General features: G+C 54.2%; 12 protein-coding genes. 9 read left to right on the top strand and 3 right to left on the bottom strand.

The features are described 5' to 3' along the window. On the bottom strand, window positions 1–3706 hold a 3706-nt coding region (locus tag AC16KF_RS10165; RefSeq protein WP_484037200.1), incomplete at its 3' end, for a beta strand repeat-containing protein. A 388-nt stretch (window positions 3707–4094) separates the two neighbouring features. On the opposite strand from AC16KF_RS10165, the gene AC16KF_RS10160 reads away from it, so the two are divergent. After that, window positions 4095–5324: an FAD-dependent oxidoreductase gene (locus tag AC16KF_RS10160; protein ID WP_484037199.1), complete on the top strand. Its 1230-nt coding sequence runs from the start codon at window positions 4095–4097 to the stop codon at window positions 5322–5324. Between the two features lie 106 nt (window positions 5325–5430). Here the strand turns inward: AC16KF_RS10160 and pabB are convergent, their stop codons facing one another. Beyond that, window positions 5431–7344: an aminodeoxychorismate synthase component I gene (gene pabB, locus AC16KF_RS10155; protein WP_484037198.1), complete on the bottom strand. Its 1914-nt coding sequence runs from the start codon at window positions 7342–7344 to the stop codon at window positions 5431–5433. 51 nt (window positions 7345–7395) lie between these two features. Between pabB and AC16KF_RS10150 the strand changes: the two genes are divergently transcribed. After that, window positions 7396–7851, top strand: a complete 456-nt coding sequence (locus tag AC16KF_RS10150) for a hypothetical protein (RefSeq protein ID WP_484037197.1) — start codon at window positions 7396–7398, stop codon at window positions 7849–7851. 70 nt (window positions 7852–7921) lie between these two features. Then, complete coding sequence (locus AC16KF_RS10145; RefSeq protein ID WP_484037196.1) at window positions 7922–8305, top strand: VanZ family protein; 384 nt, start codon at window positions 7922–7924, stop codon at window positions 8303–8305. Between the two features lie 123 nt (window positions 8306–8428). Here AC16KF_RS10145 and AC16KF_RS10140 read toward each other — a convergent pair whose 3' ends face one another. Continuing rightward, complete coding sequence (locus AC16KF_RS10140; RefSeq protein ID WP_484037195.1) at window positions 8429–9199, bottom strand: segregation and condensation protein A; 771 nt, start codon at window positions 9197–9199, stop codon at window positions 8429–8431. Between the two features lie 56 nt (window positions 9200–9255). Here AC16KF_RS10140 and moaC point away from each other — a divergent pair, with 56 nt between their 5' ends. The 6 genes from moaC (at window position 9256) to fabF (ending at window position 12559) form a co-directional block, all read left to right on the top strand. Then, a complete protein-coding gene (moaC, locus tag AC16KF_RS10135; protein WP_484037194.1) occupies window positions 9256–9732 on the top strand; it encodes a cyclic pyranopterin monophosphate synthase MoaC in 477 nt (158 codons plus the stop codon). Window positions 9733–9771: 39 nt separating this feature from the next. Then, window positions 9772–10137, top strand: a complete 366-nt coding sequence (locus AC16KF_RS10130; RefSeq protein WP_484037193.1) for a cupin domain-containing protein — start codon at window positions 9772–9774, stop codon at window positions 10135–10137. An 84-nt stretch (window positions 10138–10221) separates the two neighbouring features. Further along, window positions 10222–10470, top strand: a complete 249-nt coding sequence (locus AC16KF_RS10125; protein WP_484037192.1) for a MoaD/ThiS family protein — start codon at window positions 10222–10224, stop codon at window positions 10468–10470. Between the two features lie 8 nt (window positions 10471–10478). Continuing rightward, window positions 10479–10946: a molybdenum cofactor biosynthesis protein MoaE gene (locus AC16KF_RS10120; RefSeq protein WP_484037191.1), complete on the top strand. Its 468-nt coding sequence runs from the start codon at window positions 10479–10481 to the stop codon at window positions 10944–10946. Beyond that, window positions 10943–11188: a GNAT family N-acetyltransferase gene (locus AC16KF_RS10115; protein WP_484037190.1), complete on the top strand. Its 246-nt coding sequence runs from the start codon at window positions 10943–10945 to the stop codon at window positions 11186–11188. The genes AC16KF_RS10120 and AC16KF_RS10115 overlap by 4 nt, the downstream gene beginning before the upstream one ends. A 135-nt stretch (window positions 11189–11323) precedes the next feature. Continuing rightward, on the top strand, window positions 11324–12559 hold the full coding sequence (fabF, locus tag AC16KF_RS10110; protein ID WP_484037189.1) for a beta-ketoacyl-ACP synthase II: 1236 nt from the start codon (window positions 11324–11326) through the stop codon (window positions 12557–12559). The last annotated feature ends 33 nt before the right edge of the window (window positions 12560–12592 follow it).

Genomic DNA, 12592 nt, shown 5'->3' with positions numbered 1-12592 from the left:
TGTCGATGTTGTTGTCGGGATCGGGGGCGGCGGTTTCGGTCGCGCTTCCGGTTCCGTTGAGGGTGGTGCCGCTGCTCCAGTAGCCGGTCAAGACGCCGCCGTTGAGTTGGCTGGAGGGGATGACGACCACGTAGTCGCCCGCGCCCAGGTTGTCGAAGCGGTAGTAGCCGCCATTGGCGGTGACCGCCGTCCCGAGGGAGGCGCCGGTCGGATTCCCGCCCGCGTCTGCCGCGTAGAGTTCGACGGTCACGCCGTCGACGCCGACTTCCGTCCCGTTGATCGCGCTGGAGTTGTCGGTGTCGAACCAGACGCGGTTGCCGAGGCTGAAGCGGGGAAGCACTGTTAACGTGTCGGTGGCGGGGTCGTTGTTGGTGATGCCTCCATTGGCAGTCAGCGCGCCGGCGGGGATGGTGTTCACGTAGGTGCCGGGGCGAGTGCTGATCACGTCAACGGTGATTATGCAACTATCACCGGGAGAGCCAAGCGCCGCCAAGCCGCCGCCGCTTAATTGAATGGTTTGCGCGCCGGGAACAGCGGTAAGCGTTCCTCCGCAATTGTTGGTTGCGTTGGCGGGGTTGGCAACTTCCAAGCCATCGGGCAGGGTGCCGGGCAAGTTGTCTGCCAGTCCCATGTTTACGACCGGTACGTTGCTTGTGTTGCGGATGGTAATCGTCAGGGTGGACGGCTGGCTGGTCAACACTTGCGCCGGATTAAAGCTCTTGGTAACGCTTACGCCCGGCAAGTTGGTGAGGGATGCTTGTGTGGGGTCGGCGTTGCTAACTCCGTTGAAGGTGGTGACGGACCCGGCGGGAATTCGATTCGTGAGATTCCCGTTGACGTTCATTACAACGCGCAGAGTGAGCGTGCAGGATGAACTCGGCGGCAAAACTCCTCCGCTGAAGGAGAAGGATGAGTCGCCGGGGTTGCCGGTCAGAACGCCGCCACAAGTTCCGGTGTTGAACGTGACCGGGTTGGCGAGTTGCATACCGGCGCCAAGCAGGGTCATGTCATCGGTGAAGGCGATGCCCGTCAAGGTTGCGGTGGTGTTGGGATTAATCAACTGAACGCTCATGGTGGAGTAGGCGCCGCCGTACACCAACACGGGGTTAAATCCTTTGACGATGCCCATGGTCAGGTTTTGGATGGCAAGGAATGCCGATGCGGCTAGCCTCGGCTGGATCACAGTTCCGGTGCTTTGAACAGTGCCGGAAACATTCGCAACGGGAATGGTGTTGGTCTGTGTGCTTGGCGAGCCAGGACTGCTATCTAACCCAACCACATCCACTGTAATGGTGCATAAGCCCGGCACGCCTCCCACTTGGGCGGGAACTGTGCCACCGGTCATAAGAACCTGATTGGAGCCGGGATTCGCCGTGATCGCTCCGCCGGTGCACGTTGTGCTGGCGTTAGGCACTGCGGCAACGCGGATACCGTCGGTGGGGGTGCCGGGCAAGTTGTCGGTCAACGTGACGTTAATCAGAGGCGAATTGGTTGTGTTTTCCAAGGTGATCGTCATTGTGGACGATCCGCCGGACTGCACAGTTGTCGGGTAGAAGGCCTTGGTAACGTTTAGGCTCGTAACGCGGATGGTTGCAGATGTAGGAGTAAGGTTGGAACGCCCTTCGATTGTGGTGATTGCGTTTGCGGGAATCGTGTTCGTGTAAGTCCCCGGCGCTGTGGAGGTAACCCAAACATCAAAAAAACAACTGAGTCCCGCGGCAAGCACATCAGCCCCTGTATTCGTAAAGGTGATGGTATTGGTTCCATTGACAGCGGTCAGTGTTCCACCCGGGCAGTTTTCGGTCGGCACAGGGGGATTGGCGACAACCAAACCCGGCGGCAGATTGTCGGTGAGGTTGATGCCCGATATGGAAATATCGGCTGGCGCCGCGATGGTAATACGCAGACGGCTTGTCTGTCCGGGCGAGATGGGGTTGGTTTGGAATGCCTTGAGAATCCCTACCGGGAGATTGGCGGAATTAACAACGACCAGGTCTGGATTCGTGCTGAACCCGGCATTGCCTACCCCTTGGTTATTTGCTATCGAGTTGGCGGCAATCGCGTTATCATATGAACCGGCCGTGTTGCTTGTGATCGTGAAGACAATGGTACAACTTCCGTTGGCAGGTATGGTGCCGCCGGTCAGAGTGACCGAATTGACTGTATTGGTCACCGCTCCGCCGCACTGCGGGCTTGCGGGCGCGACTGAGACTGTAAGCCCTGCGGGTAGCCCGTCGGTAAAGGTGACGCCTGTTAGCGGAGTACTGCTTCGGTTGGTTAAAGTGATGGTTACTGTGCTCGTGCCGCCGACAACGATCGTCGCGGGCGAGTAGGCTTTCGCGCCAACCAAGGCGGCATTGATCGTCAAGGAGGCGGTGGCGGGCAGGAGGTTCGTGATAGGCTGGTCGGCAGTTAATGTATTAGGGGGGATTGTGTTGGTACGGGTACCGGATATCGTCAATGCGGCTTGCACAGGGATGGAGATGACACAGGTTCCAACGGGCGTGGGTGGCGTTGCGCTGGCGGGGATGGTTCCGCCTGAGACGTTGATCAATGTGGCGCCGACTACATGATTAATAGTAAAGCCGCAGGTGTTTGCGCTTGGAGCGCCAGCAATTGTGATGCCTGCCCCCATGGTCGTCAGGTTATCGGTGATTGCCACGCCGGTGTAAGGCGCGCCGGTTGGGTTTTGCAGGGTAATCGTGAGGGTGCTGGTATCGCCGGCGTCGATTGTCGCCGGTGAAAAAGCTTTCGTAATCCCCACCGGCTGAACGTTTAAGTTTGCCGAGGCGGGAGTATTGTTAGTAACGCCCTGGTTGGTCTGAAGAGAGCCGGGTCCGCCGGGTCCGGCGGGGATTGTGTTGGTATATTGCCCGGACGCGCCGGTAACGTTGACTGCCACAAGACAATCCTGGGCGGGCGTGACTGTGGCATTGTTAAGGGTGATCGTCGTTCCTCCCGACGGCGCGGATGCTGTGCCGGGTCCGCAGTTGGAAAGGGTTAATCCGTTGGGTGTGGCAACGATCAAGCCGGCGGGCAGGGTGTCGGTGTAGGTCGCGCCGGTCAGATTCGTGTCCGCGTCGTTGTTGTTGAGGCGAATCGTTAATACGCTGTTCTGTCCGACAAAAATAGTATTAGGCGCAAAACCCTTGCTGAGAGAGGGAGGCGATACGGCAATGACTGTGATCGTAGCGCTGGCGGGTGTGGTGTTGGTGATGTTCACGATCGTGCCGCCGTCATTCCCTTGTGAATTTAGGTTCCCAGAGGGGATGGTGTTAATCAAGTTGCCGGGCGTCACAGAGGAAACGTTGACCTCCACATAGCACTGACCCGGCGTAGCCCCCACCTGAGGCGGAACAGTTCCGTTGGCGAGGGAGAGAGTCGTTGTGCCCGGAACGGCAGTCACATCGCCGATCGCGCCGCAGGTATTCACCACGTTGGCTGGGTTGGCGATAAATAAGCCTGGTTGTACCCCGATGAGGTTGTCTGTCCAGCTGGCGTTTGTCAATGGGAAGATGTTCGGGTTGAAGATGGTCACCCGCATGACAGACACGCCGCCCGCGTCGATTTGAAGCGGCGTAAACTGTTTGTTGATCTCTGCAGGCAATGAAGCCGCGTAAACATTCTGGGGACGCAGGAAGGTCGCCGCCAGTAACAAGGCGATCAGGCATCGGCGCAGGATCAAAGTAAATTTGAACGTGGTCATTATTTTTCTCCACTTTTGATTTTCCGGGTGATGGAGAGAATGATTGCGTGTCGGCATTGCTACTCATTTGACCGTGGCTTTGTTTGATTAATATAATGAAATGATGAAAATTGAATGACGATCAATTCAAAGGTCCAAGGTTCCCGCACCCGTATGTAGTTATTAATCTTATCCATGACCATTGTACGGTGTACAAAATGATTTCACAATACCCAGAATATTCACTTTTGTTAGGGGTTTTTCAGAATTGTCTAGATCAATGCCCGCGCCCGCGACCAAGAGGAATTTGTTCATGAGCATGTAATATTTCAGCCTGAGTAATCAAGGAAAGATGCTGGGATTTCTTGCCATCAATGGGTATGAGATTATCAGCAACCGAGAGGAATTTATGGAATCAAAAGTAACCGTCTACGGCGCGTATTGGTGTCCCGACTGCCGCCGCGCGAAGAAATTTCTGGGCGAGAATTTTGTCCCTTACAAGTGGATCGACATCGAGCAGGATAAATCCGCTGAAGAATATGTGTTGAAACGCAACAACGGCAAGCGCATCATCCCCACGATCGTTTTTGAAGATGATACATTCCTCGTCGAGCCCTCCAATGCGGAGTTGGCGAAGAAACTGGGACTCAAAACCGAAGCATCGAAGACATACTACGACCTGATCATCATCGGCGGTGGACCTGCTGGACTCACTGCGGCGATCTACGCCTCCCGCGAAGGCGCGGATGTGCTCCTCGTCGAACGTTCGGGACTCGGCGGGCAGGCTGGCATCACGGTGGGACTCGACAACTTCCCCGGCTTCCCCGAAGGCATCAGCGGACAGGAATTCTCCGACCGTGTGGCGCAACAGGCGCGGCGTTTCGGCGTGGAGATTTTGCAGGCAGTGGATGTCGAGCGCATGGAAAGGGAGGAGGGCTATCACGAAGTCTACATGTCGGATGGCAAGCATTATCACTCGCTGGCAGTGTTGATCGCAACAGGCGCGTCGTATCGCAGGCTCGAAGTCCCCGGCGAGGACGATTACATCGGCGCGGGGATTCATTTCTGCGCGACGTGTGACGGTCCGTTTTACAAAGGCTCGAAGGAAATTGTTGTGGTCGGCGGCGGCAACTCGGCGGTGGAGGAGGGTTTGCATCTCACCAACTTTACCGACAAAGTGACCTTGCTCGTGCGCGGCGATAGACTCACGGCGAGCCAGATCGCGGTGGATAAGGTCAATGAACCGAACTCAGGCGTGGACGTGAAGTACAACGTGATCGTGGATGCCTTTGAAGGCAAAGACTCGAAATTGAAGACGATCAAATATCATTTCAAAGACAGCGATAAAATCGAAGAGGTTCATCCTGCCGCGGCGTTTGTCTTCATCGGTCAAACTCCGAACACAGGATTCTTGAAAGATTACGTCGAGTTGGACAAATGGGGATTTGTGCTGACGGGACACGAACTCACGCATGACGAGCACGCCGAACACGCGCCGCTTCCGTTCGAAACGAATGTGTCGGGAATTTTCGTCGCTGGCGACGCGCGGCATGGAAGCACCAAGCAGGTCGCTTCGGCGGTCGGCGAAGGCGCGGCGGCTTCGATTTCGATAAGAGAGTTTTTGCGGAGGAGTGAATAAATTTTATGGGGCGGATCAATCAGCCACAGAGTACACAGAGACCCTTGAGAAAAAGATCTTAAGACTCATTTCTCCCTGCCAGTGACTGTCACCTGCAAGGTGACAGTCACTTTGTTATTTCGACTCTTTGCCACTTCCTCACCGAATTCACCAAAAATATTTTCTTGCAATTTTCAATTTCATCCACTCGAATAACTCTCTCTCCAACCTGACCCATTTCCAGCAAATGCGCGCGGAATGTGCCTGCAAGCAAGCCGCAGGAGATAGGCGGCGTGTAGATTTTGCCGTCCATTTCGACGACGAGGTTGCCGATGGTGAATTCAGTCAATTCGCCGTGTTCGTTGAAGAGGAGAACATCGTCGCAGTCGAGGAAATCTTTTCGAGCGGAGTCGTACATGTCGCGGTAGGTGGTTTTGTGGAAGAGGAATACATTGTTTGAATTCACGGGTTGCTTAGCGAGCGATGCTTTTAAAACAGAATCTTCTTTTGCTGGCTGAAACGGTTTTGCTTCGTGACTCAGGTCGCCGTTTTTGTTGAGCAATAATCGTACGCGTTGCGGGGATATGAATTGGGATGAAATTTCGTTCAAGTATGATTCGATGATTTCATTTGGAAGTGGTGGTCTCGATACGTCCCGCGGTGCTTCGACTTCGCTATCGCTCCGCTCAGCACGCGCGGGACTACTCGACCACCTAAGTTGGGATGTGACTGGGAAATCAAAATACTCTGCTGAATCCAATAAACGTGCGATGTGTTTATCGTGCAGGAAGAATTCATCTTCGGGAGTCCACAGCAGGGTTTCGAGTAACGAGAATTGCGGAGGCGACTCGGTCAGCACGCGGGCTTTGAGCAATGCCTCGGCGTATTCGTCGCCGCTTTCCGAGTCCCAGACGATGCCGCCGCCGACGCCGTATTCAGCGGTTTGAGTCTCGCGGTCAATTAGCATCGTCCGTATGGCGACATTAAATGTCGCCTTACGCTGAGGCGCGATGTAGCCGATGCTCCCTGTGTAGACTTTGCGTGGCGTGGTTTCGAGTTCAGAGATGATCCGCATTGTGCTGACCTTCGGCGCGCCCGTGATGGACGCGCATGGAAATAACGCGGTGAAAATTTTGGTCAGCGACGCATCTGTCTCTGCTCGCACAGTGGATGTCATTTGCCAGAGCGTGGGATATTTTTCTGTGGCGAACAATTCGGGGACGCGAACACTTCCCGTCTTTGCGATGCGACCGAGATCGTTGCGGATCATGTCTACGATCATCACATTCTCGGCGCGATTCTTCTCCGATTCTTTCAACCATTCAGCCTGCTTCACATCTTCGAGCGTGGTGCGCCCTCGATGAGTTGTCCCTTTCATGGGGCGGCAGGTGACGGTCTCGCCGTCTAGTTGAAAAAATAATTCAGGTGAAGCGGACGCGATAACGAAGCGTCCCGCGTCTATGTACGCGGCGTGGTTGTTTTGATTTTGTGTGAGATGGAGGAAGAAATTCCATGTGTCGGCGTTGAAATCTGTTTTCAATCGCATTGTGTAATTGACTTGATACGTGCGCCCGTCTGCGATCTGATTCTTGATTCTTTCGATGGCGGAGTTGTACGTGTCGTGCGAAACGGTCGGGGACCAGGTCAAGGCTGGTTTGGGCGAGGCAGGCTGAGGTAGCGATATGAGGCGAGGCTGAGGGTAGAGTCCAAACCATAAGTAAGGGAAATCCCGCGCTGAGCGGAGCGACGAATGATCTTGGAGGAGCGAAGTCGAAGCGTGTGGTGCGAGCGTGTCCTTCGACTGCGCTCCGCTCCGCTCAGGACGGAAAGTTTCGGTAGTCAGATGCGCGGCGTCAAATGCGGGCGCGGATTCGTAACTGAGGAATCCTGCCGCATAGAATCCGTCGTTGACTGCGTCTTCGATCTCGCGCAGGGCGGGTAGCACGTCGTGTAATTGATCGGCGGAAATTATGCGCTGAGGATTCGTGAAGTGAAGCCACGAGTCGCCGTCGCGTAAAACGATCTCATCCGTTTGTATCATCGCGTGAATTGTACTCGTTGCGGATGATAGAATTGATGAAAAGGAGATGACATGAAATTCAAACAAATTTTTCTTGCGTTGACCGTGCTGGCTTTGGCTTCGTTGGCATGCAGCTTGTTGAGCGGGGGCGGCGGTGGCGGCGACGCGCCCGTTCCGCCCAGTGGAGGCGATTCGCCCGCGACAGCCGCGCCGCAAGATAACTCGGGTGGGAACGCGGATACATCCGCTTCGGGATTTCCGATCACGGCGGATGCGTACAATGTTGTTGATTTGGGCGACGGTAGTCTGTTGTATTACACCAAATTGCCGCAAGCAGAGGTGTTGAAGTTTTATCGCGATGAATATGTTTCGCGCGGCTACGTCGAACGCGCATTGCTCACGACGATTTCAGACGGCGTGTTCAGCATTGTCTACGACGGTGACCCAAGCGGCAAGGCGGTTGTGATTCAAAGTGTTGACCTGGGCGATGGAAGTTGTACCGTCGCGATCAGTTTGACGGATGTTTGATCGAGCGTGAATCGTCCCGCAGGTTTTATTGACTACCATCGTCATTCAGTTAACCTGCGGGACGTTTTTTATGAGAACCCAACTTTTCAAATGGCTTCCCGCCTTGCTGACGATGGCGGTCATCTTTTGGTTTTCCTCCCAGCCTTCGAACGAATTACCGAATTTCGGTTTAGTTGATCGGATCATCAAAAAATCGGGGCACGTCTTCGAATATGCCGTGCTGGCGTTTTGGGTTTGGTACGCGCTGGACTTTCGGAAAGACCTTCGCTGGCTTGTGTGGCTGATCGCAATCCTCTACGCCGCGACGGATGAATATCATCAATCGTTCGTGCGCGGACGATTCCCGTCTGTGTGGGATGTGATGGTTTTCGATCATGCGGGAGCGTTGATCAGTTTGTGGGTTGGGCAACGTTACAGATACATCTTGGATAAAACGTCCCGAAGGATGCCTTGAAAAACTTTGTTGAGTATCCAAGACCTTTGGGACGGCTTTTGTTGACCAATCTCCAGTCTCTAATCTCCAGTCTCTGGTTCCCCAATTCTCCAATTCTCCAATTCTCCAATTCTCTCTTTCCCTTTACTCAAATTCCAATTCCAACTCCTCATCATCTTTCCAATCGTCGGTGCGGTTGATCTCGATGTCGCTGAACAAACCTTCCTGATGCGCGTCGATGCGATAGCGTTTGATGAGTTCGAGCATCGCCAAAAACGTGACGACGATCTCCAGCCGCGACGCGCCGTCAGTGACCATTGCTCTGAACGTCGAGCGTTGCACATCTTTCATGATCTTTGCGATCATGTCTATCTTTTCGCGGATGGTCACACGCGGCGGCGCGATGACCGTTCCGAGCGGTTCTTTCGCCCTGCCTTTTGCAAACGCCGATTCTGCCGCCATCACTAATTTTTCAAGCGTGAGGTTCGACAGGTCGAGTTTCGGTTCCACTTTTGGAGGCGGAGCAATTCGCAAGTACGTCCGCAAGTTTTCGTCTTGGCGCCCATGCAACCAACCGCCGATCTCTTTGAAGCGTTTGTATAACTTCAACTGGTCAACGAGCGACTGCCCCGCATCTTCCTCGCCTGCTTCGCGCGCAGGCGGTCTTGGTAACAACGCTTCCGATTTTATTTGCAACAACTTCGCCGCGATCACCAAGAACGCGGAGATCTCGTCCGCGTTCAACTCTTCCATGCCGTTGATGTACGCGAGATATTGGTCCGTCACCAGCGCCAGCGAAACGGCGGTGATGTCCAACTCGGCGCGCTCGATCAAGTCGAGCAACAGGTCGAGGGGACCCTCGTACACGGGCGTTTGGACGGTGTAATTCAATTGTCGTCCGAGCAGGTTCTCCATAGGTTGAAATTATATCGTAGTAACGACTTAAGTCGTTACTACGATATAATCCTTTTATGTCAAAACTATCCCATCTCGACGAACACGGCAACGCGAAGATGGTGGATGTGAGTCACAAGCCCGACACCGAACGGATCGCCATCGCGCGCGGCGAAGTTCGCATGAAAATAGAGACGTTGGATTTGATCCGCGCGGGGCAGATGAAAAAAGGGGATGTGCTGACCGTCGCGCAGATTGCAGGCATCACCGCTTCAAAACGGACCTCCGACTTGATTCCGCTTTGTCATCCTCTCCCACTCTCGAAAGTGGATGTAGAGCTGACGCTCGACGAGTCGCTCCCAGGCGTGATCGTCACCGCCACTGTGAAAACAATCGGCAAAACAGGCGTGGAGATGGAAGCGTTAACCGCCGTCTCAGTCGCCGCGCTGACGGTTTACGACATGGCAAAAGCGGCAGAGAAGACGATGACGATTCAGAATATCCGCTTGATTGAGAAGCATGGCGGGCAGAGTGGCGATGTAGTGAATCAGTAATCAGTAATCAGTGAACAGTTAGCAGTGAGCAGGTAGAAAATGAAACTAGATGCGATAAACCTTCAAAATAAATTATCCAAGTTCTCCGAGCATTGGTCGCCGAAGATCGTCGCGCAGATGAACGATTATCAATTCAAAGTGGTGAAAGTGTTGGGAGAGTTTGACTGGCACGATCACCCCGAAACAGACGAAACCTTTCTGGTGTTGAAAGGCACGCTCGATATCCACTTCCGCGCGGGGCATGTCGCTTTGAACGAAGGTGAAATGTATGTCGTCCCCAAAGGCGTGGAGCATAAACCAGTTGCCAATGAAGAATGTCATATTTTGTTAATTGAACCTGCGGGTACAGTTAACACAGGCGACGTTGTCAGTGAGAAAACAGCCCCGAACGATGTTTGGATCTAAACCCGTAACGCGACCCTTCGATAGACTCAGGACAAGCATTCATGTCGCAATTTGCGCGGAACAATGTCTAATATGAGTTTATAAATGAACCACGTAAAATTACTTTTCTTCGCCACCATCCGCGAACGGATGGGAGTTCGATCGGTCGACTTGGATGTGCCGACTGACCTGACAATTCAAGGATTGAAAGACAGGCTTTCGTTGGAATATCCGAAGGTGAAAGATTCCATGAAAAGCGTGTTGGTCACTATCAATCGTGAGTACGCGTTCGATGAGGCGGTCATACCAGCGAACGCAGAAATTGGTCTTTTCCCTCCCGTCTCAGGAGGATGACCTTCAACATGCAACCTTCCAACCTTCCAACCGTTTTCTCCATCACCGAAGACGAGATTGACTTGAATGATCTCCTCGCGCAAATCACGCTCACGTCTACGGGCGCGGCGGCGATATTCACGGGCATGGTGCGCGGCGAAACGAAGCGCGGCGACGAACACCAAACAGAATATCTTGAGTACGAAGCGTACATCCCGATGGCGGAAGAGAAGATGAAACAAGTTGCGGACGAGATCCGCGCGAGGTGGGATGCGATTGAGGGAATCGCCATCGTTCAGCGCATTGGCAAACTCTACCCGAAGACCCCGACTGTGTTAATCGCTTGCACTGCCGCGCATCGCGATACGGGAGTGTTCGAAGCCGCTCGGTATGGGATTGACCGACTCAAAGAGATCGTGCCAATTTGGAAAAAGGAAGTGAGTCCCAGTGGCGAGTTTTGGGTGGAAGGGGAGTACATCCCGAAGGCGGGGGAATGAATTACCCTCGCCATCACCCTCACCCTTTCCCAAAGGGAGAGGGGATACGCGACGCGTTCCTTGCGATCAAAGATGAACAGATCGTCGGCTTTGCGAATTACGGAAAAGAACACAGCGGCGATAGCAAATTTCTCGGCGAATTGTTTGCCATTTACGTGTTGAAACAATTTCAAGGACAAGGCGTCGGCAGGGAGTTGGTCAGGCGTGGGGAATTTCGGCTGGAGGGAGGGGTGAAAGGCTGAGGGGAGGAAAAGATTTACGCGGCAGAGTCAGGCGTCGGCTGGGAATGAGGCGCGTCAAAGGGCTGGGTTTAATGCGTGACGAGTTCGCTTGTCCAGTGTTCTTGTGTGTATCACATTATTATCGTAGAGGACTGAATGGAAAAAGTTGTTATTACAGGAATGGGGACGGTCAATCCGTTGGGGTTGAGTGTGGGCGAAACGTGGCGGAATTTAATCAACGGCGTTTCGGGGGTGGCTCCGATCACGCTGTTTGATTCGACCGCGCATAACGTTCACTTTGCCGCAGAGGTCAAGAATTTCAAGCCGGAAAATTATATGGATGCCAAAGAAGCCCGTCGGCGGGATCGGTTCGAACAACTTGCCGCCGCCGCGGTGAAAGAGGCGTTACAGGATTCTGGGTTGACGATCAACGAGGAAAATGCGGGTCGCATCGGGGTTGTTTTGTCTTCGGCGATCGGGGGCATTTTGTCGCTTGAAGAGGCGGTCGTCATCAATATGAAAGAAGGACCCCGCCGAATCAGCCCCTTTCTGATCCCAATGTTGATGGCGAATGGCGCGGCGGGTCATGCCGCGATCGATTATCACATCAAGGGTCCTTCGATGTCGGTGGCTTCGGCTTGCGCTTCGGGTTCCGATGGTATCGGAATGGCGTTTCTGATGTTGCGGGCGGGCATGGTCGATGCCGTGCTGGCAGGCGCTTCGGAGGCGACGATTTGTTCAGTAGGCGTCGGCGCGTTCGACCGGGTTGGTGCAATGTCGCGCCGGGGCGGGGATTATTCGATGACGCCACAGCCGTTCGATAAAAACCGCGATGGGTTGGTGATGGGCGAGGGCGCGGCGGCGCTCGTGCTGGAAACTGAATCGCATGCGAAAGCGCGCGGCGCAACGATCTATGCGGAACTTGCGGGATATGGGGCAACGGCGGACGCCTATCACATTACCGCGCCGCATGAACAAGGGGTGGGCGGAGCCGCCGCGGTGCGTATGGCTCTCCATTCGGCGGGGGCGAATGTGGAGGAGGTAGGTTACATCAACGCGCATGGGACTGGGACTCCGCTCAACGATAAATCTGAAACGAGGGTGGTCAAATCTGCGTTTGGCGATCTAGCTTATAAAATTCCTATTTCGTCTACTAAATCGATGACCGGGCACATGCTTGGCTCGACCGGCGCGGTGGAGGCGATCTTCTGCGTGCAAGCCATCCGCGAGGGTATTCTGCCGCCGACCATCCATTACGAAACGCCCGATCCCGATTGTGATTTGGATTATATTCCCAATCAGGCGCGGGAGAAGAAGATTTCGTTCGCCATCAGCAATGCATTTGGGTTTGGGGGGCATAACGCGGTGCTGGCAATTCGGAAGTATTCTTAGCAGAAAGCCATTAACCGCGAAGACCGCTAAGAG

Source organism: Candidatus Defluviilinea gracilis (assembly GCF_057138825.1).
The sequence above is the reverse complement of the archived record's forward strand: the minus strand, read 5'-3'. Positions and strand labels throughout refer to the sequence as shown.

Excerpts from the sequence above, each read along its gene's own strand:
- AC16KF_RS10160 (WP_484037199.1), top strand. The coding sequence starts at position 4,095 with ATGGAATCAAAAGTAACCGTCTACGGCGCGTATTGGTGTCCCGACTGC.
- pabB (WP_484037198.1), bottom strand. The coding sequence starts at position 7,344 with ATGATACAAACGGATGAGATCGTTTTACGCGACGGCGACTCGTGGCTT.
- AC16KF_RS10150 (WP_484037197.1), top strand. The coding sequence starts at position 7,396 with ATGAAATTCAAACAAATTTTTCTTGCGTTGACCGTGCTGGCTTTGGCT.
- AC16KF_RS10145 (WP_484037196.1), top strand. The coding sequence starts at position 7,922 with ATGAGAACCCAACTTTTCAAATGGCTTCCCGCCTTGCTGACGATGGCG.
- AC16KF_RS10140 (WP_484037195.1), bottom strand. The coding sequence starts at position 9,199 with ATGGAGAACCTGCTCGGACGACAATTGAATTACACCGTCCAAACGCCC.
- moaC (WP_484037194.1), top strand. The coding sequence starts at position 9,256 with ATGTCAAAACTATCCCATCTCGACGAACACGGCAACGCGAAGATGGTG.
- AC16KF_RS10130 (WP_484037193.1), top strand. The coding sequence starts at position 9,772 with ATGAAACTAGATGCGATAAACCTTCAAAATAAATTATCCAAGTTCTCC.
- AC16KF_RS10125 (WP_484037192.1), top strand. The coding sequence starts at position 10,222 with ATGAACCACGTAAAATTACTTTTCTTCGCCACCATCCGCGAACGGATG.
- AC16KF_RS10120 (WP_484037191.1), top strand. The coding sequence starts at position 10,479 with ATGCAACCTTCCAACCTTCCAACCGTTTTCTCCATCACCGAAGACGAG.
- AC16KF_RS10115 (WP_484037190.1), top strand. The coding sequence starts at position 10,943 with ATGAATTACCCTCGCCATCACCCTCACCCTTTCCCAAAGGGAGAGGGG.
- fabF (WP_484037189.1), top strand. The coding sequence starts at position 11,324 with ATGGAAAAAGTTGTTATTACAGGAATGGGGACGGTCAATCCGTTGGGG.